The organism is Altererythrobacter sp. CAU 1644 (genome assembly GCF_029623755.1).
In the GTDB taxonomy this organism is placed as follows: Bacteria; Pseudomonadota; Alphaproteobacteria; order Sphingomonadales; family Sphingomonadaceae; genus Erythrobacter; species Erythrobacter arenosus.
Window position 1 is genome coordinate 1,834,006 of the sequence record NZ_CP121106.1, and the last position, 22,968, is coordinate 1,856,973.

19 protein-coding genes and 1 riboswitch are annotated in these 22,968 nt (G+C 59.9%); of the genes, 14 read left to right on the forward strand and 5 right to left on the reverse strand.

Annotated elements, in window-relative coordinates; genetic code table 11:
* Position 1: 1 nt before the first annotated feature.
* The 4 genes from P7228_RS09135 to P7228_RS09150 all read right to left on the reverse strand — a co-directional run bounded on the left by P7228_RS09135 (position 2) and on the right by P7228_RS09150 (position 4,799).
* On the reverse strand, positions 2–2,599 hold the full coding sequence (locus P7228_RS09135) for a TcfC E-set like domain-containing protein (RefSeq protein WP_278014930.1): 2,598 nt from the start codon (positions 2,597–2,599) through the stop codon (positions 2–4).
* Entirely contained in the window at positions 2,562–3,029 is a 468-nt protein-coding gene (locus tag P7228_RS09140; protein WP_278014931.1) for a hypothetical protein, read from the reverse strand. Before P7228_RS09140 ends, P7228_RS09135 begins: the two co-directional genes overlap by 38 nt.
* Positions 3,030–3,144: 115 nt before the next feature.
* Entirely contained in the window at positions 3,145–3,708 is a 564-nt protein-coding gene (locus tag P7228_RS09145) for a hypothetical protein (RefSeq protein WP_278014932.1), read from the reverse strand.
* 236 nt (positions 3,709–3,944) lie between these two features.
* Positions 3,945–4,799: a GAF domain-containing protein gene (locus tag P7228_RS09150; protein ID WP_278014933.1), complete on the reverse strand. Its 855-nt coding sequence runs from the start codon at positions 4,797–4,799 to the stop codon at positions 3,945–3,947.
* Between the two features lie 1,007 nt (positions 4,800–5,806).
* Between P7228_RS09150 and P7228_RS09155 the strand changes: the two genes are divergently transcribed.
* Positions 5,807–6,999 (forward strand): IS3 family transposase gene (locus P7228_RS09155; protein ID WP_278014934.1). Its coding sequence is split into 2 segments (ribosomal slippage): positions 5,807–6,071 and positions 6,071–6,999, totalling 1,194 coding nucleotides; the frame shifts between segments, so codons are not numbered across the junction.
* A 170-nt stretch (positions 7,000–7,169) separates the two neighbouring features.
* On the opposite strand, the gene P7228_RS09160 is transcribed toward P7228_RS09155, so the two are convergent.
* Positions 7,170–7,481: a hypothetical protein gene (locus tag P7228_RS09160; RefSeq protein WP_278014935.1), complete on the reverse strand. Its 312-nt coding sequence runs from the start codon at positions 7,479–7,481 to the stop codon at positions 7,170–7,172.
* 721 nt (positions 7,482–8,202) lie between these two features.
* Between P7228_RS09160 and P7228_RS09165 the strand changes: the two genes are divergently transcribed.
* From P7228_RS09165 to gcvPB, 13 genes are all read left to right on the forward strand, one after another.
* A complete protein-coding gene (locus P7228_RS09165; protein WP_278014936.1) occupies positions 8,203–8,643 on the forward strand; it encodes a Ros/MucR family transcriptional regulator in 441 nt (146 codons plus the stop codon).
* Positions 8,644–8,781: 138 nt separating this feature from the next.
* A complete protein-coding gene (locus P7228_RS09170; RefSeq protein WP_278017743.1) occupies positions 8,782–9,342 on the forward strand; it encodes a thermonuclease family protein in 561 nt (186 codons plus the stop codon).
* A gap of 262 nt (positions 9,343–9,604) precedes the next feature.
* Positions 9,605–10,486 (forward strand): amidohydrolase family protein, encoded by an 882-nt coding sequence (locus tag P7228_RS09175; protein WP_278014937.1) that lies wholly within the window; start codon positions 9,605–9,607, stop codon positions 10,484–10,486.
* A gap of 181 nt (positions 10,487–10,667) precedes the next feature.
* Positions 10,668–11,066: a VOC family protein gene (locus P7228_RS09180; protein ID WP_278014938.1), complete on the forward strand. Its 399-nt coding sequence runs from the start codon at positions 10,668–10,670 to the stop codon at positions 11,064–11,066.
* A gap of 553 nt (positions 11,067–11,619) precedes the next feature.
* Complete coding sequence (locus P7228_RS09185; protein ID WP_278014939.1) at positions 11,620–12,606, forward strand: ArsR/SmtB family transcription factor; 987 nt, start codon at positions 11,620–11,622, stop codon at positions 12,604–12,606.
* The gene (gene metF, locus P7228_RS09190) at positions 12,603–13,532 is read left to right on the forward strand and encodes a methylenetetrahydrofolate reductase (RefSeq protein WP_278014940.1); all 930 of its coding nucleotides are present in this window, start codon (positions 12,603–12,605) and stop codon (positions 13,530–13,532) included. The genes P7228_RS09185 and metF overlap by 4 nt, the downstream gene beginning before the upstream one ends.
* Positions 13,529–14,575, forward strand: a complete 1,047-nt coding sequence (locus tag P7228_RS09195; protein ID WP_278014941.1) for a homocysteine S-methyltransferase family protein — start codon at positions 13,529–13,531, stop codon at positions 14,573–14,575. Before metF ends, P7228_RS09195 begins: the two co-directional genes overlap by 4 nt.
* The gene (gene metH / locus P7228_RS09200) at positions 14,575–17,187 is read left to right on the forward strand and encodes a methionine synthase (protein ID WP_278014942.1); all 2,613 of its coding nucleotides are present in this window, start codon (positions 14,575–14,577) and stop codon (positions 17,185–17,187) included. The genes P7228_RS09195 and metH overlap by 1 nt, the downstream gene beginning before the upstream one ends.
* The gene (locus P7228_RS09205) at positions 17,184–18,104 is read left to right on the forward strand and encodes a sulfite exporter TauE/SafE family protein (RefSeq protein ID WP_278014943.1); all 921 of its coding nucleotides are present in this window, start codon (positions 17,184–17,186) and stop codon (positions 18,102–18,104) included. The genes metH and P7228_RS09205 overlap by 4 nt, the downstream gene beginning before the upstream one ends.
* Positions 18,105–18,179: 75 nt before the next feature.
* Positions 18,180–18,274: riboswitch (glycine riboswitch) on the forward strand.
* 154 nt (positions 18,275–18,428) lie between these two features.
* Positions 18,429–19,559: a glycine cleavage system aminomethyltransferase GcvT gene (gcvT, locus tag P7228_RS09210; protein ID WP_278014944.1), complete on the forward strand. Its 1,131-nt coding sequence runs from the start codon at positions 18,429–18,431 to the stop codon at positions 19,557–19,559.
* 3 nt (positions 19,560–19,562) lie between these two features.
* Positions 19,563–19,934: a glycine cleavage system protein GcvH gene (gene gcvH / locus P7228_RS09215; protein ID WP_278014945.1), complete on the forward strand. Its 372-nt coding sequence runs from the start codon at positions 19,563–19,565 to the stop codon at positions 19,932–19,934.
* 33 nt (positions 19,935–19,967) lie between these two features.
* Positions 19,968–21,329: an aminomethyl-transferring glycine dehydrogenase subunit GcvPA gene (gene gcvPA / locus P7228_RS09220; protein WP_278014946.1), complete on the forward strand. Its 1,362-nt coding sequence runs from the start codon at positions 19,968–19,970 to the stop codon at positions 21,327–21,329.
* Entirely contained in the window at positions 21,326–22,951 is a 1,626-nt protein-coding gene (gene gcvPB / locus P7228_RS09225) for an aminomethyl-transferring glycine dehydrogenase subunit GcvPB (protein ID WP_278014947.1), read from the forward strand. The genes gcvPA and gcvPB overlap by 4 nt, the downstream gene beginning before the upstream one ends.
* Positions 22,952–22,968: the final 17 nt, after the last annotated feature.

Below are 22,968 nucleotides of genomic sequence, written 5' to 3' on the forward strand. Positions count from 1 at the left end.
CCTATTCTCCCGATACTGCGTTGTTGGCTGGTATTTCGATCTCTGCGTCGGCGGTCTGTGTGACCATCAGGTTGCCCAATTTCCGGAGATTGCCTTCTTGGATGTCGACCGGCAAACGGGCGAACCAACGCATGCCTTGTGAATTGACGAATTCAAGCTTCGCACCGGCAACTGCCTCGATCTGAAAGAAGCCTGAAGGATCGGTTTCCGCTATTCCTCCCTTGGCCATGACTGAAGCGTTAGATATGGGGTCTCCATTGGCGTCGACAGCGCGTGCAATGTAGATCGAGACGGGCTCGGCGTCCCATGTGAGGCCGACCACGTTGCCTGGAAACAATACGACCTCACGCGTGCTTCCATCATAAAATACTAAGCCTGCATCCCGAGGGCGAATTCGAATGCTATAAGCGCGATATACGGCAAGCGGTATCTCCAGATCCTTCGATCCTTCGATCGTCCCTGCAACATGCTCATCGACCAGAACCTCGAACCTATCTGACACTCGGGCTCCTTCGACCCGCACAATCGCCATCGCTTCGCGGTAAAGCTCGCCTACAATCGCTTTCTCGCTCTGGCCCGCGACAAACCCAGTCCTTATTCCCAAGCCATATTGCAGATTCGACTCTCCGCTCTCGCTCACCCGAGCAATCTGTCCGGAGATTGACGCTTGCTTCTGGCGCATTTCGAGCGAGCCGCCAACCTGTTCACTTTGGCCTTGGAACTCTGCAAAGGCCCCTAAGCTGGACTGTCCACCGGTCAAGCTGTCAAGTTGCCAAGTCTGATCCAGGCTCGCGATGATACTGTCGTCACTGCCCGATGCTCCACTTGCGAGGCGCTGCCCGACACGGGCAGAGCTGCTGGAGCTTCCCCCGACAAGGTTGAAGCTGATTCCGAAGAATCCGTTCTCTCCCCGATCCGAGAACGTCAAGCTGCCGTCGAATGCAATGCGGAAACGGCCGCGATCAAGAACACGCCAGCGAAAAGCCGGGCCCACGACATAGCTAGATCCTGATAGTTCGCTTGAAGAATAGTTTCCGGAAAGAAAGAATTGGGTATCGGTCAAGCTATAGGAAAGGCTTCCCGCAATCTGGCTGAAATCGCCGATCCCTGCGAGTTTGCCAAAGCGTGGATCGCCAGGTCCGGCATTTGATTCTGCTCCTATCAGATAGCCTTTGCCAGTAGCACCATCTGAAACGTGTCGAATGTCGAACGAATACGAGAGTCTTGAACTCCCGGTTGACTGGGCTTGCAGGACAGCACCCAACGCTCCTTCCTCTGTGACCATCCCCGCCAACCTCACAGTGGCGTCCTTCGTGAGCCAAAATGCTCCCAACTCGGCCTGATAGCGCTCATTCTCCAGTATCAACGTCGCATCAAGCGCGATTGGCTCGTTCATCCTCCTGGACCAATTCGCCAATGCATAAGGGGAGTTCTTCGGAACGACCGATCCGGGCGCGCGCTGGTCTATCTGCATGCCAGCGAGCAGGCGGAAACGATCGTGGCCAATGGTTGCTATCCGCGCGTACTTGGTGAAGAACCGCTCTTCCTCACGAACGCGCCCAGCGTTGTCGGTAATCCGGACCAGCAATCCATAAGATCCTTCCGGAAAAGCACTCGTGTCAATAAGCTGGTTGCCCGATCTATAGGTCCCGCTGGCAATGAGCTTGCCATCTCGAAAGACATCGACCCGGGAGCGATCATCAAGGGAGACAACCAAAGGGTTCCCTTCAACTGATTGGCTGTCCCTGCGGGTGTCTGTCTGAGATTCTAAACCAAATCCGAGGAACTTTCGTCGACCTGAAAGCGCACTCCCTTGCGACCACATCGCTCCGCCAAGAAGCCTCACCCCGTCAAGGTCGGTCTCGAGATACAGATGGTCGGTCTGAAAGCCGAATTCGCTAGCGTAGCCGAAATCACCCCTCGCACGCGTCGCACCTGCCGAAACCACCACTTGGTTCTGGATGTTGACGAAGTCTGGCTGGGACTCTCCTCCGGCAAGTACGACAGAACCCATACTGACCAGGGACAACCCTTCGGACTGCGGCGAAAGGTACTCAGTTTCTCCTGTAAGCGGATCGTTTAGCAATGCAGGATTGAGGAAAATGTCAACACGGAGGCGATTAGGATCGTAGATTACGCCAGCTTCGGAGACATCTAGTCTCCCGCAAAGCTGGGGATCGCTGCCCAGAGAGCAGGCGAGGGCGCTATTGGACGGTAGCTGTTCACGCGACAGCACTGTGAGCACCTTGTCGGGCTCTGCGATCTCCACCATCCTGGCGACGAGGTCTTTTGGCTCGAGAAATTGAATGGAGCCCGGAGATGTCACAATCCTTGTTGAACCGAGCCGTTGGCCCATGAGGTAAGCATCAACTAGGACAATCTGCGGTTCATTAAGGTCTTCGAATTCGGCTGGAACTCCGGTCTGGATCTGAGGAGGCAACTCGTCTTGCGATTGGGCAGGGAATGACTGTAGACCTGCGAGCATTCCGGCTACCAAACAGATCCCGCCCCAGTCGGCTCGGTTGGAATTGTTATTGGATTCGTTTGGCATCACAGCCAACTCAAAGGGGTGAGACTGTGACAGCAAGCCAACCAGCATAGGACCCTGCTTTCGCCTTGCCGAGCTCTGATCCGCGCAGGTTGACAATAAGAGTTGCGGTAGCCGCGGGTCCGCTCTTGCAACCCTGGTTCTGCGCGTTTGTGGTGAAACCGCTTTCGAAAACATTCGGTCGCAGGATTCGACCGCTCGACTGACCTGCTTGATCCGCCCATTGGATTTCGAGCGCGATGTTATTGTTGGATGAAGACAGCACCAGATCGTCCGCGGATCGGCTGCCTGTAACCATCACCGAATATTGAGCACTCGACGAATTGGAATAGATACACAATTCGCGCTGGGCGGTTACATCACCTCCTGAGACTCCGACCTCTCCAAAGAAAATGTCCGTAAAACCGCTGGCCCGAGCCTTATCGGCACCGATTGCCTTCCCTGGAAGCGCCATTGCAAACCCAAGCAAACCAAGGGTCACAATTGCTCGCAAAGAGTGTGGCCTTTTCGACATAACCCATGTCTTACCTAACAGGGTTAATATTTGGTGAAGCTCTACGGCGTCCCGAGCGTTCCTCGACGCCGCTCCAGCCTTGTTATTGAGGCGTCACAAGAAGCGTCAAGGAACCTGAGTAGACAGATCCGGCGTTCATTGAACTAAGTTCGGTTGTGTCTATTCCGACGATGAGGCTCGCCGAAAAAGCGGGACCGGTGGTACAGGTTTGGTGGGTTGCTGCTGAAGTCAAAGTTGCAGATGCGGCGCCCGTAGCAAGTGTAGAACCACTCGACTGTCCTGCCGCCTGATTCCATTGGACAGAATATGCAACCTCGTCCGAACCATCCGAGAGCGTAAAGGCATTGCCCGTGCCGCTGCCGGTGGCTGTGATGGAATAGGCTCCTGTAGAGGTGTTGCTCCAGACACAAACACTTTGGCTGCTCGTGGCCGGTGAGGTCGGATCTTGATTGAGGAACGACACGTCAACCAGCTTCGTAATCCGTGCGCGGCTGGGAACCGAGGCCTGGATATCGATCGAACCCTGCGATGTCGCGCCAAGCGTGCCTTGTGTTTCCGCTTTTGCGGGGTTTGCTGCAACTAGAATTCCTGCCGCTATGATTGCAACTCGTGTCGAAGCGCTTGAGAAAGCGAGTGTCTTCATCATGAATTTCCCGATTTGGTCCTGTTGGTCCGTGGTCCTGCCACGACTCTTTAGGCGACTTTGGTTAACAACCTGTTTGTCGCCGAAAGTCTTTCTTGGCTGGCGAGTCGGCCAAACCTCTTCAGGAACATGCAATGGAGAAATGTCTGATCAAATAGAGGGCATCGGGCTTAGGCATCAGGATACGGGCAACTCCTTCACACAAGACCGACAATTGCCCTAAGGTAAGGTGTCTACGCTCATGGCCCTCCGACCTCTTGAAAGATACCCAGTAGCCGGTCGTCGGTTCCGTCAATATCTACGCGCTCGCCCTTGGAACGCACCCGCCTCAGCTTCCCGTCGCCATCTCGGATTGTTGCCTCGAAGTCGAATTCTTCTCGATACATAATCGCGTTGTTTACCGCTTCGGCGACCCGATCTCGATCCTCAGGCACATAATACTCAATTGCTTGCTCAACGCTGATCGGCTCTCCGACCGGATGGCCATGAATCGCGTAGACCTTGTCAGACCAAACAAGCTCTTGGGTGTCGAGCTTGACTTGCCAGACGCCAATTCCGGCCACCTCTTCTGTTTGACTCAAGATAGCACTTAATTGACTGGAATTCTTGCGTTCATCTGCGATCTGGTTCTCTGCTTGGGCAAGATCAGCTTCTACGCAACGAAGCTCGAGCAGATCTTCAATAGCCTTTACGATTGGCTTAAGCGTCTCGATGTGGCCAGAGTCGAAAGCGGCAGGACGCGGAGACATTACGCAAAGCATTCCGACAGCTGCACCATCATGTTCGCAAATTGGCAATCCTAGGTATGACCGGATAAAGGGCTTCTCTGTTACGAAGCGATTTTGCGAGAAGCGCGGGTCTTGGCGAGCATCAGCAACCAGGAGCGCTTCATTTTCGCTAATCCCATGAATGCAGAAGGAGTCGTCAAGTGACGCTTCTACAAGGTCAAATCCATTAGGTGCATAGAACAATTGTCGGCCGTGTTGCACGTAAGTAATTGCACCCGCGGCGCCTCCGGCGATCTTCGTGGCGAGGCGCGATAACCCTGAGATTGCCACGCCCGGCGGCGCACCTCCCAAGATCAATTCCTCCAATGCCCTACTTCGCCTGTCCTGGATCGAAAATTCGTGTTTCAAGTCACCCCAAGCCCAATTTCGTGCCGCCAACGCGCGCCCCGCGGCGCCCATCAATGCGGCGATCTACCAGTACGATTCTCCTCGACGGACAGTTATTTTCCTGTCCTATCCGAACCGCGGCTCAGCGAGACTTCCACTCATCGTTGCATAACTTGGCCAGATGAATTGATCAACGCGGTTGTAAAATCTTTCGCCCCATACGTGTATCGTGGCGATGGCGTAGACAAGATCTTCCGTATGTTCGTTCTTATCAATGCGAAAGCGTCAACCTTGGCGAAAGGCTGCGATGCATCCTGTCAGTTAGCCCCTAGCCAATGTAGACTTCTGCAGTCGTCAATCCTTGGAAGAGCACTGGTCCGCCCGTCGAGGATGAGGCAAGAAAAGGAATCTATGGCCCACGAAATCCCCACCACTTAGCGGCGGGCTGATAGACTAAAGCGTGATGACATGTACGGTGGCTGACGCTCCGCTCCCGGCCTCTTATCGAGAACTTGGTGCTGTGCACCCAGTTTTACTAGGCACAGGCTGGATTGCCGGCAAACAGAGGATACTTGGCTCATTTCTGCGCTACTAATGGGAGAGAGCTATGCGCCTTGCGGTGCTAACATTGGCCGGCTTGCAAGCCGCTGCCAAGCTGCGATCCCAAGCCAAGCGATAGTAAAGATTATTGCCGGTGCATCAGCTTTGGAGGTGCCCCAAGCATGGTAGACAAACCAAAATCCCAGAGCAGCGCCAAGTGCAATCAACTTCATGTTTTCAATGCGCCGAACACTCATAATTTCAATCTCCGTTGATTTGAGAGTACAGCGTTACATCAGTTAGCGAAGCAAATCGCTGAATCAGCATGCCTAACAGTCAGTAAAATCGAGGCGATTTACGATCGGTCGCCTTGACCTGCCCCCCGGAAAGTGAGCCACACTGAGAGTTAGGATTTCGGCTATTTACGGCTTGAAGGGAGCTGATGAATGGCACGGAAGAGATACACGCCAGAACAGATTATCGCGATGCTGCGAGAGGCCGAGGTTCGGCTATCGCAGGAAGAGAAGGTTGGCGCGATCAGCCGATCGTTGGGCGTGTCGGAGCAGAACTACTACCGCTGGCGTCGTGAGTATGGCGGGCTAAAGGTCAGCCAGGCGCGGCGTTTGAAGGATCTCGAGAAGGAGAATCAGCGGCTGAGGAAAGCAGTTTCTGATCTGACGCTGGACGCCTTGATCCTGAAGGAGGTTGTTGAGGGAAAGTACTGAGCCCTTCGCGACGACGGCTGGCCATCGATCATGTGCAGGAGGTGTTGGGCGTATCCCAGCGGTGTGCTTGCCGGGTCGTTGGCCAGCATCGCTCTACTCAGCGGAAGCAACCAACGCCTCCCGCAGACGAGAAGCCGCTCACTGCTGCGATCATCAAGCTCGCCCAGCAATATGGCCGGTATGGCTATCGCCGGATCACGGCTCTGCTGCGCAATGAAGGTTGGTTGGTCAATGCCAAGCGGGTTGAGCGGATATGGCGACGAGAAGGGCTGAAGGTGCCGCAGAAGCAGCCAAAGCGCGGACGGCTGTGGTTTAACGATGGATCATGCGTGCGTCTCAGACCGCAATATCCCGGTCACGTCTGGAGCTACGACTTCGTCATGGACCGCACACATGACGGAAAGGCGTTCCGCATGCTGACTGTCATCGACGAGCACAGCCGCCGATGCCTGGCAATCCATGTCCAGCGCAAGCTCAAGAGCGATGATGTGCTGGCGGTTCTGACCGAGCTGTTCCAACGGCATGGTCCGCCCGATCACATCCGCTCTGACAATGGGACTGAGTTTACCGCACACGCCGTGCGCGGCTGGCTGAGCCGGATCGGTGTGAAGACGCTCTACATCGAACCGGGGTCACCATGGGAGAATGGCTACAATGAGAGCTTTAACGGCAAGCTCAGGGACGAGCTGCTCAACGGGGAGATCTTCTACACGCTCAAGGAAGCGGTCATCCTGATCGAGCGTTGGCGCATCCATTACAACACCGTCCGGCCACACTCATCGCTCGGCTACAGAGCGCCGGCACCACAAACAATCTTGCCTCGCCCTGCTGAACTGCCTTACGCTACGCTTCAGGCCGCCCAGCAGGGCGACCACAACCGCCGGAACTCTAACTTAACCGGTGGACCACCCTAATGGGGCAGGTCACTCAAGACGTCAGCAATCTAACTCCTGTATTGAACGGTTTAATGATCGGGAGCGTCGCGCGCATTCTAGCTGAGCTGATTGTTCGATGCCGCGACTCGGAAGGTCCGTTTTCCGCGATCGGGCGAGCCGTTTCTCAAGAAGAATGCCGTAATGGGGAGCTATCGGTCGACCGACGCGGTTACCCGGTGAAGAAATGCATGATTGGGGGTCCGGCCACTGAACACGCCGCTAAAGGCCCCCCCGCAGAGAGCCGGCAGACGTGCTTCTATGAGGGTCACTTCCTCGATTGTCCGCACATCGATGTGAATACGAAGTTGTTGGCGGAATTCGAACTCGATCCACACTGCCTTCGGGAACTCAGACTTCAGCGCTTCTTTCAGCTTGCTCAGTTCCTCGGTGACTGGCTTTGCGTGGCTCCTGGTGGCAATCTCTTCAATGTTTTCGCCGAGCCTGTCGGGTTCGAAGTTCATTGATTGGCCTCCTTGAGAAGGGCATGTTGCGCAGTTGGTGGAATCTTGCGAACCAACCATAGCAAAGGTTATGCTGCAGTGCACAATCGAGTCAATTGCGTTCGGGCTGATGGCAGGTGATTTGCAGATGCAGGACCAGATTGTGTTGGAAGCTCGCAACGCTCAGGTCATGCGAAAACCCATTGCGCGAGAGCGGGCGCTCAGCATACAACTTGCGCAAGCGGCCGTTCGGTTGAACTGATTGGTCAGCGCCAGGTGATTTCGACTTGGACAATCGCTTCTTGCGAAAAAACACCCCGCCTCGAGCGTGGCTTCGGGCGGGGTTGCTGAGTTGAGGACCGAACAAGAAGTTCGAGCCCTACGGGTCGCATCATTTGCGATATTTTCACGAGGCCGGCGCAACAACCGAGAAAGTCCACATCGTTACAAAGCTGTACTTCTGGCAACTAAGATCGCGCTCGCTCGGTCCAATCGTGAGTCCTCTAGGCTGAGAAATGCATACAATTGGGCCGGTAGGAAAAAGCCCCTCAATCCAAACCGGATTTTCAAAACTGCTCGTCAGGCGATGACATGAATGTTGATGTTAAGCCGGATGCCCTATGATGGCGATTGCTCAGGTTTGACATTGGGCGGGCAGTGCAGAAGACTTGCGTATTGCACGGTCAACAGGGGTTACATCTCTCAGGCTGAGCCAGCGACACATAAGAACGATGAGGAACCAATGGTGGAAGACGAAGCAAAGGAAAACGAGACCCTTATCATCCTGACGTCAGAGATTGTTTCGGCGCACGTCGGTCACAACCGCGTCGCGGTCGAAGCACTACCCGGCTTTATCGCCGGCGTTTTCGGCGCACTCTCAAGCCTGGGTAAGGGTAGCGATGCGCAAGAGCCGCGTCCCGATCCGGCGGTATCGATCCGCTCGTCGGTCAAACAGGACCACCTCGTTTGTCTCGACTGCGGCAGGAAGATGAAAATGCTCAAGCGGCACATCAGAGGAGACCACGGGCTTTCACCTGACGAATATCGCGAACGTTGGGAGCTTCCGGCAAACTATCCGATGACTGCGCCCAGCTACGCCGCCACTCGCAGCGATCTTGCCAAGAAGCTCGGACTGGGAACGAAAGCGAACCAGAATCGCGGTCGCAAGAAGAAGTCACGCTGAGGTAGATAGTCGCAGGGGCGCGCGATGAAGCCACTCGTATTCGCACTGCTGATACTCCTCTATGCGCCGGCCCATGCGCAATTGATGGTGGGCGCGCCCAAGGCGGTCGACGGCGATACGATTGCATTCGGCGATGACATGATCCGGCTTCACGGAATTGACGCGGTAGAACGGTCGCAGCACTGCTCGAGAAACGGTGAAGCCTGGCGCTGCGGCGAAGATGCAGCACAATTTCTCGCCAGCCTTTTGCGCAATGGAAGGTTGAGCTGCCGCCAGGTCGATCTCGATCAATACGGCCGACAGGTGTCGATCTGCACAGTCAGCGGACGGGATCTTGCCGCAGAAATCGTCAGGGCCGGATGGGCAGTCGCTCTACCACAGTTCAGCGAGACCTATGTCGAATTGGAGGCGGTAGCCACGCAGGAAAGCGTCGGGATCTGGAGTTCTCAATTCGAGACTCCCGCCGATTATCGGGCGAGCAATCCGTCGGAATCCGAGCCGCGTCCAGCCTTGCGCCGTCAGCGGCAAACTCTCGCGCCTGCCCATCCGTCCTCGCGAGGATCGGCATATTATCAGAATTGCGCTTCCGCACGCGCAGCTGGCGCCGCCCCGATCAGACGAGGCCAGCCAGGCTACCGTCCTGAGCTCGACGCTGACAATGATGGGGTTGCTTGCGAGCCGTACCGCAATCGACGCTAGGTAATAAGCACCTCCTCGAGACCTCTTGCGCCATCTAACCCCGTACAACCGGTGGAGAACGGCCTTTTTTGACTTCGGCTGGTCGCGCCGTTTTCACATGAGTCGCGCGCCTTGATTTAACATGTCGCAGGTTATCAGTCCTTCGGTCGGCTTTCGGCGTAGGACATTGCCGAGCCGGATGTCCGCTAATGGGTGGGAAGCGGACATTGGCGGTGCGTTGTGATACGTAAGATGTGCAGTTCCGGCGGAGGGAGCCGACTACGTGTCAATAACGCTTGCATCGTCACTTCTGGCGTCCCTCGGACTGATCGATGTCCATCGGCATGCAGCGTGGCCTGACGGCGATTACGACACAGTTCGCGAGGAACAGTTGGTGGAGATGGCGTCTGACGACGTGATTGTCGCCGTCGTTGCCGTGACCACACCCGAAGAAGTCGATCGTTGGCAGATGCCTGGCATCATAGTCGGGGTTTCCCTCGCCTGTCCCCGAAACCTCTCGGAACCGCGATACAAATGCTTTCCAGCGACTGAAGGCTGGGCCGATTTGGCTTGGCTGGAAGAGCAGGTATTCTTGGGCAAGGTCCGTGCCCTGCACGAACTTGGTCCAAGCTACTACGGAATTTCTCCGGCCAATCCGCGTCTAGAACCGTACTGGGCGCTAGCCGAGAGATTCGACATTCCGGTGGGCATTCACACCCAGCGCGGGCCAAGACCAGGCGGCCGCTTTAGTACGCGGTCTGACCCAAATTGCTGTCCGGACTTCGACCCTGAAATGGGCAACCCCGAGCTCTTGCGGCCGGTACTCGCCAAGCATCCAAACCTCAGGATCTGGCTGCAGCACGTAGGGTCAGGGAATGCGGATTACGACACCTTCTGGCCTGAGACACTCAAACTGTTGCACGACTTCCCGAATGTCTACGTCGATCTCTCAATCACTAACGGCGCGATGCCGGTAGACCAATACGAGGCAACGCTGAAAACGCTCATAGATGCTGGCTTCGGCGACAGGATCATGTTCGGGAGCGACAACCTTCCCATCAAGCCAATTCTCGCAAGGCTGGATAGCTTCGATTGGCTGGGCGACGCGCAAAAAGCTGCAATCCTCCATGGCAATGCGGAAAGATTTTTTCGGATCACAGAATAACGTCCGCAATTGGGTCGATTCCTGACAGGCAGCTTCTCGTATTTTTGTCCGCAAAAGCGGACAGTCGCCTTGCGACCCAATAGCGGACATTCCGAGGGCCGGGGGTGACTGCGGTTCACGTGCCTGATAGGTGAAACCGCTAATGGTGATCGGAAGTCGATCAGCCTTCAGGAGAGTATGCGTGCTTTTTCACACCATGGTCGGATCGAACGACATTGAACGATCCAAGCGCTTCTACGACACGGTGCTCGGCACCTTGGGTGCAGGGAAAGGGACGCGGAACATCGCCGACAGCGGGCATACCCGTCTGATCTACAATAACGGCAACGGAACCAACTTCATCGTCAGCCAGCCGATCAACGACGAACCGGCAAGCGTCGCCAATGGCAGCACAGTCGCCTTTTCCTGCGACTCGCCCGAGCAGGTGAAGCAGCTTCACGATACCGCCGTTGCCGCTGGCGGAACCTCGATCGAAGATCCGCCGGGACCGCGCGAAACTGCCTCCATGGGCACCATCGAACTGGCCTATTTTCGTGATCCCGACGGCAACAAACTGTGCGGAATTCATTTTCCTGCCTGATCTGTCCGGCACGGGTCTGCTTCTAAGCCTAACGGACCTCGATCATGCGATCCCGCGAATGTCTGCTTTCCACCCATTGTCGGTCGTTCATCTACCTACAGCGGTCACCTAAATTCGGACATCACGCTGATGCTAGAGGTGGCAACCCTTTCGCAAGCCGCACCAAGTTCAAGTGGGTTGGCAGCAGGACGCATTTTTGAATTCATCCGGCTGAACGAACTCAAACTTGCTTCTCCAGTTGCTTGCTAGTCAAGCAACTTTGGGATTCCGCTGGGACGAGCCAAGATCTCGCAAAATAATGGCCCTAAAGTGTTGTGGTAAAAAGATATTGCAAAAACAGGACACGATTTCGTAATGATGGGGCCACTGGTTCGAGTCCAGTAAGCGGCACCACTCCCTCACTTCCCGAGCGAGACCATCCGTGAGCTTCCGTTGGAGGGTCGCGATGGAAAGTTGCGTTCGGACCGTTGCGAGGTTTTCTTTGCCTCATCGATCGCTTTCCGCGGCCTGTCGGAATTTACAGACATAAAAATATCTTTATATGTGCTTCGCGATGAGCGTCGATGCAATCTTCCGTGCGCTGGCCGATCCGACCCGGCTCCGCATCCTGCGCCTACTTGGCACGATGGAGCTGGCCGTGGGCGAGCTCGCGCAGGTGCTGGGCCAGAGCCAGCCGCGCGTTTCGCGCCACGTCGGGATCCTGGTCGATGCCGGTCTAGCCGAACGGCGACGCGAAGGAAGCTGGGTCTTTCTGCGCACTCCAGGCGGAACAGATAGCGCCACCCCGCTGCCATCGGCGGTCACTCGGCTGCTTGCGACCGCAGAGCGTGAAGATGCGGAATTCGCCGCACAATGCGACGAGGATCGACGCAAACTCTCCTCGATCCGTTCCGCGCGCGAGGAAACGGCGCAGGGTTACTTTGCGCGTCACGCCGATGAATGGGACGATCTGCGTCGGCTGCACAGCCCGGACCGATTGGTGGAGAAGGCGCTCGACGAGGCGTTGGGCGACGCGCCGCTGGGCCAGTTGCTCGATATCGGCACGGGTACCGGTCGCATGGCAGAGCTGTTTGCGCCCAAGGCTGAACGCATCGTCGCGCTCGACAAGAGCCTCGAAATGCTGCGCATTGCGCGCGCCAAGTTGCAGCACCTCCCGGCCGAGCGCGTCGAGCTGGTGCAGGGCGACTTCACCGACCTGCCATTCGCGGCGCAGCAATTCGACACGGTGATGCTCCATCAGGTGCTGCATTTCGCGCAGGATCCCGAGATTGCGCTCGCGGAGGCTGCCCGCGTCACGCGCCCCGGCGGTCGGATCGCGATCATCGATTTCGCGGCGCACGATCACGAGGAACTGCGCGAGCGCCATGCACATGCGCGTCTGGGATTCTCCGACAGACAATTAAAGTTGCTGCTGACCGAAGCGGGTTTCAGCAGCCAGACGCCGATCGCGCTCGAAGGCCGCGAATTGGTGGTCAAGATTTGGATCGGGCAACGGCGCGGAACGCCGGTGACCGCAACTCGCCGGGAAGCAAGCGCATGAGCCCAACCGTCCAGCAGATGCGCGAGGCGCAACTGGCTCTCGAGAGCCCGCTATTCTCAGACATGGCGGGCGACATCGATGTCAGCTTCGAATTCTTCCCGCCCAAGACCGAGAAGATGGCCGAAACCTTGTGGCAAAGCGTCGAGACTCTTGCTCCGCTTGCGCCGCGTTTCGTTTCGGTCACCTATGGCGCTGGCGGCTCGACCCGCGAACGGACCCACCAGTCGGTCGTCCGTATCCAGAACGAAGCCGGCATCCCGGCCGCCGCGCACCTCACCTGCGTCAATGCAACGCGCGAGGAGGTCGATGCGGTCGCCCGGCATTATTGGGAAGAAGGCATCCGGCATATCGTCGCGCTGCGCGGCGATCCGCCAGAAGGTCATGAGCATTACCAGCCGCACCCTGGCGGTTACGAGAATGCCGCCGACCTGATTGCCGGCTTGAAGCGGGTGGCGGATTTCGAGATCTCGGTCGCTGCCTATCCCGAGGTGCACCCGGATTCGCCCGATGCGCAATCCGATCTCGACAATCTTAAGCGCAAGTTCGACGCCGGAGCGACCCGCGCGATCACGCAGTTCTTCTTCGAGCCCGAGTGCTTCTTTCGGTTCCGCGACAGGGCGGCGGCGGCCGGGATCGATGGCGAAATTGTCCCCGGCATCATGCCGGTGCTGAGCTTTTCGGCAGTCCAGCGCATGTCGGGCCTGTGCGGCACGGGGATTCCACACTGGATGGAAGGGCTGTTCGAGGGCCTCGATGACCGGCCCGCTGCACGTCAGCTGGTCAGCGCGACCATAGCCGCCGAACTCTGCCGTCGGCTCTACGCGGGCGGAGTGCGCAAGTTCCACTTCTACACGCTCAATCGTGCCGAGCTGAGCTATGCGATCTGCCACATGCTCGGCAAGCGTCCGGCAGGAGAAGCCAAATGACTGCGCGCGAGAAGCTGATCGCCGCCGCTGCCAAGAGCGTGCTGGTCAAAGACGGGCCCTATGGCACCGAAATCCAGCGCGCCAAGCTGTCGGCCGAGGATTATGCGGGCGCCACCGGGCTCACGCATGACCAGAAGGGCAACAACGACCTCGTCAATCTGACCCAGCCGCAGGTCATCCGCGCGATCTGCGACAGCTATATCGCCGCGGGCGCAACCGTGCTCGCGACCAACACCTTCAACGCGAACCGCATCAGCCAGGCCGACTACGGGGCGGAAGACCTGGTGCACGACATCAACGTCGCTGCCGCCCGGATCATCCGCGAGGCCTGCGAGGACGCGACCGCCAAAGACGGCGTCGCGCGCTTCGTCTGCGGAGCGATGGGGCCGACCAACAAGACCCTGTCGCTCTCGCCGCAGGTCGAGGACCCGGGCTATCGCGAAGTGAGCTTCGACGAGGTGAAGGCGGTCTATCGCGAACAGGCCGCGGCGCTGCTCGAAGGCGGGGCCGACTTCATCCTGATCGAGACGATTTTCGACACGCTCAATTGCAAGGCCGCAGTCATGGCGGTCAAGGAGCTGGAGCACGAACAAGGGCGGGACATTCCGCTGATGATCTCGCTCACGCTGACCGACCTGTCGGGTCGGAACCTGTCGGGCCACACGGTCGAGGCATTCTGGAACACTATGCGGCATGCCAAGCCGGTGACGATCGGGCTCAACTGCAGCTTCGGCGCCGAGCAATTGCGCCCGCATGTCCAGTTGCTTTCGAACATCGCCGACACGCTGCTGATGGCCTATCCCAATGCCGGACTGCCCAATGAAATGGGCGAGTATGACGAACTGCCCGAAACCACCGCGGCGTTTCTCGGGCGCTGGGCCGAAAACGGCCGGGCCAATATCCTTGGCGGATGCTGCGGTTCGACCCCGGCACATATCGCCGCGATTGCCAAGGCGGTCGAGGGTGCTGCCCCGCGCAAGATCCCAACCGTGGCACCCGAGATGCGCCTCGCGGGGCTAGAACCCTTTTCGATTGCTGCCTGATGTCTGAGATTAACACCGCCCGTTTCGTCAATATCGGCGAGCGCACCAACGTCACCGGATCGGCGCGCTTCAAGAAGCTGATCATGGCCGACGACTATACGGCTGCGGTGGAGGTCGCCCGCCAGCAGGTCGAAAACGGTGCGCAGATCATCGACGTCAACATGGACGAGGGGCTGCTCGACGCGAAGGCGGCGATGGAGACCTTCCTCAAGCTGATCGCGGCCGAACCCGATATCGCGCGCGTGCCGGTGATGATCGACAGCTCGAAATTCGAGGTGATCGAGGCCGGGCTCAAATGCGTCAGCGGCAAGCCGATCGTGAACTCGATCAGCATGAAGGAAGGCGAGGCGGCGTTTCTCGAACAGGCGCGGTTGTGCATGCTCTATGGCGCGGCGGTCGTCGTCATGGCCTTCGACGAGACCGGCCAGGCCGATACCAGGGAGCGCAAGGTCGAGATCTGCTCGCGCGCCTACGAACTGCTGACCGGGATCGGGTTCCCACCCGAGGATATCATCTTCGATCCCAACATCTTCGCCGTCGCGACGGGGATCGAGGAGCATGACCGCTACGGGCTCGATTTCATCGAGGCGGTGGCCGAGATCAAGGCGCGTTGCCCGCATGCCAAGACTTCGGGCGGGCTGTCCAACCTCAGCTTCAGCTTCCGCGGAAACGAGACCGTGCGCCGCGCGATGCACTCGGTGTTCCTCTATCATGCGATCCCGGCCGGGCTCGACATGGCGATCGTCAATGCCGGGCAACTCGACATCTACGACGATATCGACCCCGCGCTGCGCGATGCCTGCGAAGATGTGATCCTGTGCCGGCGGCCGGATGCGACCGAGCGGCTGATCGAGCTGGCCGAAAGCTACAAGGGCAGGGACGCCAAGGCCGAGAAAGAGGCCGAGGAATGGCGCAGCTGGCCGGTTGAGCGGCGGCTCGAGCATGGGCTGGTCAAGGGTATCGACGCCCATGTGGTCGAAGATACCGAGGAGGCGCGGCAGCAGTTTGCGCGGCCGATCGAAGTAATCGAAGGCCCGCTGATGGACGGCATGAATGTCGTCGGCGACCTGTTCGGCAGCGGCAAGATGTTCCTGCCGCAGGTGGTCAAGTCGGCGCGCGTGATGAAGAAGGCAGTCGCCCATCTCATCCCCTTTATCGAGGCCGAGAAGGAAGCCAGCGGGCTGGCCGACCAGTCGAAGGGCCGGATCGTGATGGCGACCGTGAAGGGCGACGTCCACGATATCGGCAAGAACATCGTCGGTGTCGTGCTCCAGTGCAACGGCTACGAAGTGATCGACCTCGGCGTGATGGTGCCGTGGCAGGACATTCTCAAGAGCGCTGCCGACAACCAAGCCGATATCATCGGGCTGTCGGGCCTGATCACGCCGTCGCTCGACGAAATGGTGACCGTCGCGGAGGAAATGACCCGTGCGGAACTGTCGATCCCGCTGCTGATCGGCGGAGCCACCACCAGTAAGGTGCATACTGCGCTGCGGATTGACCCCGCTTACGATGGCCCGGTGATCCATGTCCTTGACGCCAGCCGCGCGGTCGGCGTCGCGAGCAAGCTGCTGTCGGACACGCAGCGTGATGGCTTCGTAGACGAGACCGCCGGCGAGTATGCGCACGTACGCGAGGTGCGCGAGGGCAAGGGCCAGAGCCCGCTGCTTACGCTCGAGGAAGCGCGCGCGAACTTCTACGATGCGTTCCAGAGCGACAAGGCGGCGCCGCCGCTCGAACCCGGGGTTCACGTGTTCGACGACTGGGATCTCGCCGATCTGCGCGAATATATCGATTGGACGCCGTTCTTCCGCGCCTGGGAACTGCACGGCAATTACCCGGCGATCCTCGAAGATTCGGTGGTGGGCGAGGCGGCGCGCAACCTCAAGGCCGATGCCGACGCCATGGTCGACAAAATCGTCGCCGAGAAATGGCTCTTGGCGAAGGGCGTGTGCGGCTTCTGGCCCTGCGCGCGCGACGGCGATGACGTCACGATCCATCTCCCCGAGCAGGAGGAGCATGTCGTGCTCCCCTTCCTGCGCCAGCAGGTCAAGAAGAGCCGCGACCGGGCGAATATGTGCCTCGCCGACTTCATCGATCCGGCGGGCGACTGGATCGGCGGATTTGCCGTCGGTATCCATGGGATCGAGTCGCACTCGGCGCGCTTCAAGGATGACAAGGACGACTATTCGGACATCTTGCTGAAGGCGCTGGCCGACCGTTTCGCAGAAGCCTTTGCCGAGCGGCTCCACCAGCATGTCCGCACCGATCTGTGGGGTTACGCGCCCGGCGAACAGCTGACCAACGAGGCATTGATCAAGGAGCAGTATCGCGGCATTCGACCGGCACCGGGCTATCCGGCCTGCCCCGATCACAGCCTCAAGCCGATCCTGTTCGACCTGCTCGATGTACCGAACAACGCCGGACTGACGCTGACCGAGAGCTTCGCCATGTATCCGACAGCGGCGGTGAGCGGGTTCTACTTCGGCCATCCCGAGGCACAGTATTTCGGCGTCGCCCGCATCGGCCGCGATCAACTGGAAGACTATGCGCGGCGTCGCGGCGTCGATATGGCGACCGCCGAGAGATGGTTGCGACCCAATCTGGATTGAGCGCGCTGCCCCGCGGGCGGCTGGTGTGGATCGGCGGCAGCATTCTGCTGGCGGCTTTTATCGCGCTGTTCTTCATCGTGCCCTACGACACGAACCTGCTGCGCAGCCTGTGGTTTCTGCCCGGTGTCGGGATCGTCGGGGCGATCATCGCCAACACTTCCGGGACCGGCGGCGGCGTGGTGTTCGTGCCGGTCTTCAACGCGGCGCGCGAATGGGGCGTGATGGATCTCCAGCCGCTGCAAGTGGTGGGCGTGTCGATGGCGATCCAGAGCTTTGGCATGACGATGGGGGCATTGCGCTGGACCGACCGGCTGTTTCACCAGCCGGATCCCGAACCGCTCCATGCGCTGGTTCGACCGCGCGATTTCTTCGTGGTCGCACTAGGGGTGCTGGCTCTTTCCTTGCCCGCCATGCTGCTGACCCAGCGTCTCACCGCCTTCGACCAGCACGCTGTGCTGATGGGCTACAAGGCCTTCTCCATCGTGCTGGGCGTGGCGCTGATCGTTTCGACCTGGACGGTGAACCTGGCGCGACCGGAGAAGGGACGTCTCGAACGATTTGACCTCGTGGCGCTGCTCCTGATTGCGGTGCCGGGCGGCATCCTGACTGCCCTGTTCTCGGTCGGTATCGGCGAGCTTGTCGCGCTCTACCTCTTCATCCGGCACTATCCGGTCCTGCTGTGCACCGGGGCAGCCTGCCTGATTTCCTCGGTAAGCGTCATTCTCGGCAGCATCTGGCACCTCGAGGCGGGAACGATCCAGTGGGAGGTGGTGCTGCTCGCAGGACCTGCCGCGGCGCTAGGAGGCTTTCTCGCCCGCCCCATTGCTCTGTGGCTGGGTGCACGGCGCCTGAAGACGCTCGACGGCGCGTGGATCGTGCTGTCGGCGCTCTACCTGCTGTGGCTCAACTGGCGCTAGCCAGCGCTTGAGAGATTGACCAATCCGCTTGAATCGCGCAGAGCGAAACCGCCTTTCGCAGGAGCGATTCTGCGATCCGGCCATGCGGGAGAGCCCGTCTGGCGCAAGCCTGCGGCACCGAAGGAGCAACCGCCCCGGAAACTCTCAGGTCAATGGACCGCATGACCGATCGGCACTCTGGAAAGCGTGGGTTCAACTGGGCCTGCCACCGAAGGGGAAGGCTGGGCTCATCGCCCGGCTAAGCTCTCAGGTTTCCCGACAGAGGGGGCGCGTAATGTGCGTTTCAGCGCGAAACGTCCGTGCGCCTTGTTCGGGGACTGATTGTTGAGCGACGAAGAAACACCTGAAGACCTGCCGCTGGAGAAACTGCCGCTCGATGCCTGGCATCGCGCGCAGGGCGCCCGCATGGTCCCCTTTGCCGGCTACGAAATGCCGATCCAGTACGAAGGGATCGTTGCCGAGCACGAGTGGACGCGCAATTCGGCCGGCCTGTTCGATGTCAGCCACATGGGTCAGTTGCTGCTGTCGGGCGAAGGGCTCGACGAAGCGGTCGAAGCATTGCTGCCGATCGACCTCTCGACCCTCAAGGTCGGCAGCCAGCGTTATTCGCTGCTGCTCGACGAGCATGGCGGCGTGCTGGATGACCTGATGGTCTCGCGCCAGCCCGAGGCGCTCTATCTGGTCGTGAATGGCGCGACGAAATGGGACGACATCGGCCATATGCGCGAAGTCCTGCCCGACGAGATCACGCTCAATCACCTAGAGGATCGCGCGCTGCTGGCGCTGCAGGGCCCAAAGGCCGCCGATGCATTGGCGCGGCATGCCGAGGACGGGCCGGACCTGTCCTCGCTGACGTTCATGAAGTTCGCCAATTACACCCTCGCTGGACACAAGGTCTGGATCGCCCGCGCGGGCTACACCGGCGAGGACGGCTTCGAAATCTCGATCCCGGCACAAGCGGCCGAACAGATCGCGACGCTGCTTTGCAGCGAGCCCGAGGTGAAGCCGATCGGGCTAGGCGCGCGCGACAGCTTGCGGCTCGAAGCGGGCCTGCCGCTCTACGGCCATGACCTCTCGCCTGATAACAGCCCGGTCGAGGCGGGGCTGATTTTCGGCATCAACAAGCGCCGTCGCACTGAAGGCGGCTTTCCCGGCGCAGAACGGATCAACCGCGAAATCGCCGAGGGCACGCAGCGCCGATTGGTCGGGCTCAAGCTCGATGGGCGCATGCCCGCGCGCGAAGGCGCGGAAGTGTTCGTCGGCAACAGCAAGGTCGGCACGGTCACCAGCGGCGGCTTCTCGCCCTCACTCGGCCAGCCGATTGCGATGGCCTATGTCGATGCCGCGCATGCCGAACAGGGCGGCGCGCTCGAAATCGAAGTTCGCGGCAAGCGCCTCTCGGCGACCGTCGCACCCATGCCTTTTGTGCCTCACAATTATTATCGAGGGAGTTGAGCTATGCCGCGTTATTTCACCGATGAGCACGAATGGATCGATGTCGAAGGGAATACCGCGACGGTCGGGATCACCGACTATGCGCAGGAACAGCTCGGCGACATCGTTTTCGTCGAATTGCCCGCCGTGGGCGCAAACCTCGACCAGGGTGGTGATGCCGCGGTGGTCGAAAGCGTCAAAGCTGCGAGCGACGTCTATGCGCCGATCGACGGCAAGGTCACAGAAACCAACGAGGATCTCGAAGAGGATCCCGCGCTGGTCAACACCGACCCCGAGGACGGTGGCTGGTTCTTCAAGATGACCGTCGGCGATGCCAGCCAGCTCGAAGGGCTGATGGACGAAGCCGCCTACAAGAGTTTTGTCGCCGGACTGTGATCCGCGAACCCCGTTGAGGGGATAGGAGTAAGAATGCGCTATTTGCCGCTGACCGACACCGACCGGGGCGAGATGCTCGCCAAGGTCGGTGCTGCGAGTATCGACGATCTCTTCGTCGACGTGCCCGAGGAGGCGCGCCTGAGGGGCCCGATCGAGGGTCTGTCCATGCACATGAGCGAGATGGCAGTCGAGCGGCATATGCGCGCGCTGTCGAAGAAAAACCTCGCTGCGGCCGACGCGCCGTTCTTCCTCGGGGCTGGCGCCTATCGCCACCATGTCCCGGCGACGGTCGACCACGTCATCCAGCGCGGCGAGTTCCTGACGGCCTATACGCCCTATCAGCCCGAAATCGCGCAGGGCACACTGCAGATGCTGTTCGAATTCCAGAGCCAGGTCGCGCGGCTCTATGGCTGCGCCGTGGCGAACGCTTCGATGTACGACGGCTCGACTGCGTGTTGGGAAGCGGTGGCGATGGCGACCCGCGTTACCCGCCGCAACAGGGCGGTGCTGTCGGGTGCGCTCCACCCGCACTACACCGAGGTCGTCAAGACGATGGCGAAGTTCACCGGCGACACGATTGCCGACAGTCTGCCCTCGATGGAGGCGACCCCCGACAATGCCGGGCTGATCGCCCGGATCGACGACGAAACCGCCTGCGTGGTGGTGCAATACCCCGATATCCTCGGGCGCATCCCCGACCTCGCCGAGATCGCAGAAGCGGCGCATGCCAAGGGCGCCTTGCTGATCGCGGTCAATACCGAACCGGTGGCGCTCGGGGCGATCAAGTCGCCGGGCGAGCTCGGCGCAGATATCGTCGTGGGCGAGGGCCAGTCGATCGGCGTCGGCCTGCAGTTCGGCGGCCCCTACCTCGGCCTGTTCGCCGTGCGCGATCCCAAGCATGTGCGCCAGATGCCCGGTCGCCTGTGCGGCGAGACCGTCGATGCGGAGGGCAAGCGCGGTTTCGTGCTGACGCTCTCGACCCGCGAGCAGCACATCCGCCGCGAGAAGGCGACCTCGAACATCTGCACCAATAGCGGTCTCTGCGCGCTCGCCTTCAGCGTTCACATGACGCTGCTCGGCGAGAAGGGGCTCCGCCAACTTGCAGCCGAGAACCATCGCCTCGCGTGCAAGGCAGCCGACCGTCTGGCGCAAGTGCCCGGCATCACGGTGCTCAACGAGAATTTCTTCAACGAGTTCACGCTGCGACTGGGCCGCGACGCGCGGCAGGTCGTGCGCAATCTCGCGGACAAGGGTGTTCTCGCGGGCGTATCGCTCGGGCGGCTCTATCCTGACCATCAGGAACTGGGCGACGCATTGCTTGTCGCGGTGACCGAGACCACCAGCGAGGAGGATATCGAAACGCTCGCCTCCGCGCTTGAGGGAGAACTGGCATGAACGCGCCCAACAAGAGCGGCTGGAAGCCCGAGATGAATGCCGCCGATGACGGGATGCACAACGGCCCGAAGACCGTAACCGGTAATCGCGCACTGATGCTCGAAGAGCCGCTGCTGTTCGAGATCGGCCACGTCGGCAACACCGGGGTCGATCTTCCCGAGCCAACCGGAGGAGCCAACCGCCTCGGCGGGTTCGACCGCAGCGACGCCATCGGTCTGCCGGGCCTGACCGAGCCGGAAACGATGCGCCACTACACGCGACTCAGCCGCCAGAACTATGCCATCGACCTCGGCCTGTTCCCGCTCGGCTCCTGCACGATGAAGCACAATCCGCGGCTCAACGAAAAGGTCGCGCGGATGCCCGGTTTCGCCGACGTCCACCCGCTGCAGCCGGTCTCGACCGTGCGCGGCGCGCTCGAAGTGATCAACGAGCTGGCCCACTGGCTGATCGAATTGACCGGCATGCACGGCGTCGCGATGAGCCCCAAGGCGGGTGCCCATGGCGAACTCTGCGGCATCCTGTGCATTCGCGCGGCGCTCGAAGCGCGGGGCGACGCGCGCGAGGTCATTCTCGTGCCCGAAAGCGCGCATGGTACGAACCCTGCCACCGCCGCCTTTGCCGGTTACCGCGTCGAGGATATCCCGGCGAACAGCGATGGCCGCGTCGACCTCGAAGCGCTCAAGGCTCGCCTCGGGCCGGACGTTGCAGGCGTGATGATCACCAACCCCAATACCTGCGGGTTGTTCGAGCGTGACATGAAGGCGATCTCAGACGCGGTCCATGCCGCCGGCGGCTTCGTCTATTGCGATGGTGCCAACTTCAACGCGATCGTGGGCAAGGTGCGCCCCGGCGACCTTGGCGTCGATGCGATGCACATCAACCTCCACAAGACTTTTTCCACTCCGCATGGCGGGGGCGGTCCGGGTTCGGGACCGGTCGTATTGTCCGAGGCGCTCAGCCCGTTTGGCCCGCTGCCCTATACGGCGCGCACGAAGGATGGTGTCGTCCATCTCGTTGAGGAAGAGAGCGCCGACAGCTTCTCGGAGGAGCATTTCGGCGGACGCATGCAGAGCTTTGGCCGCATGACGGCTTTCCATGGCCAGATGGGCATGTTCACTCGGGCGTTGACCTACATTCTCAGCCATGGCGCGGATGGGCTGGCCCAGGTGGCGGAAGATGCGGTACTCAACGCCAATTATATCCTGCGGAGCCTCGAAGATCTGCTCGACGCGCCGTTCGGCCACAGCGGCCCGTGCATGCATGAGGCGATTTTTGGAGACAAGGGATTCGAGGGCGGTCTCTCTACACTGGATCTCGCCAAGGCTCTGATCGACGAAGGCTACCACCCGATGACCATGTACTTCCCGCTGGTGGTGCATGGCGCGATGCTGATCGAACCGACCGAGACCGAGAGCAAGGCGGGGCTCGACCAGTTCATCGCCGCGCTGCGCGGCGTCGCCGAGCGTGCTCGGGCGGGCGACGAGAGCATGAAGCAGGCACCCTATTATGCGCCGCGCCGCCGTCTCGACGAGACGCAGGCCGCGCGCAAACCGGTGCTGGCTTGGGAAGAACCCTCACCGCCGGCCGGGACGCCGACGCTGAGCGAGCAGGGCGGGAGCTGATCCCGCCCGGCAGGGCC

What these genes read in the sequence shown, in the direction of transcription:
- P7228_RS09135 (WP_278014930.1), bottom strand. Translation starts at nt 2,599, where the DNA reads ATGCTGGTTGGCTTGCTGTCACAGTCTCACCCCTTTGAGTTGGCTGTG.
- P7228_RS09145 (WP_278014932.1), bottom strand. Translation starts at nt 3,708, where the DNA reads ATGATGAAGACACTCGCTTTCTCAAGCGCTTCGACACGAGTTGCAATC.
- P7228_RS09160 (WP_278014935.1), bottom strand. Translation starts at nt 7,481, where the DNA reads ATGAACTTCGAACCCGACAGGCTCGGCGAAAACATTGAAGAGATTGCC.
- P7228_RS09165 (WP_278014936.1), top strand. Translation starts at nt 8,203, where the DNA reads ATGGTGGAAGACGAAGCAAAGGAAAACGAGACCCTTATCATCCTGACG.
- P7228_RS09170 (WP_278017743.1), top strand. Translation starts at nt 8,782, where the DNA reads ATGATCCGGCTTCACGGAATTGACGCGGTAGAACGGTCGCAGCACTGC.
- P7228_RS09185 (WP_278014939.1), top strand. Translation starts at nt 11,620, where the DNA reads ATGAGCGTCGATGCAATCTTCCGTGCGCTGGCCGATCCGACCCGGCTC.
- metF (WP_278014940.1), top strand. Translation starts at nt 12,603, where the DNA reads ATGAGCCCAACCGTCCAGCAGATGCGCGAGGCGCAACTGGCTCTCGAG.
- P7228_RS09195 (WP_278014941.1), top strand. Translation starts at nt 13,529, where the DNA reads ATGACTGCGCGCGAGAAGCTGATCGCCGCCGCTGCCAAGAGCGTGCTG.
- metH (WP_278014942.1), top strand. Translation starts at nt 14,575, where the DNA reads ATGTCTGAGATTAACACCGCCCGTTTCGTCAATATCGGCGAGCGCACC.
- gcvH (WP_278014945.1), top strand. Translation starts at nt 19,563, where the DNA reads ATGCCGCGTTATTTCACCGATGAGCACGAATGGATCGATGTCGAAGGG.
- gcvPA (WP_278014946.1), top strand. Translation starts at nt 19,968, where the DNA reads ATGCGCTATTTGCCGCTGACCGACACCGACCGGGGCGAGATGCTCGCC.
- gcvPB (WP_278014947.1), top strand. Translation starts at nt 21,326, where the DNA reads ATGAACGCGCCCAACAAGAGCGGCTGGAAGCCCGAGATGAATGCCGCC.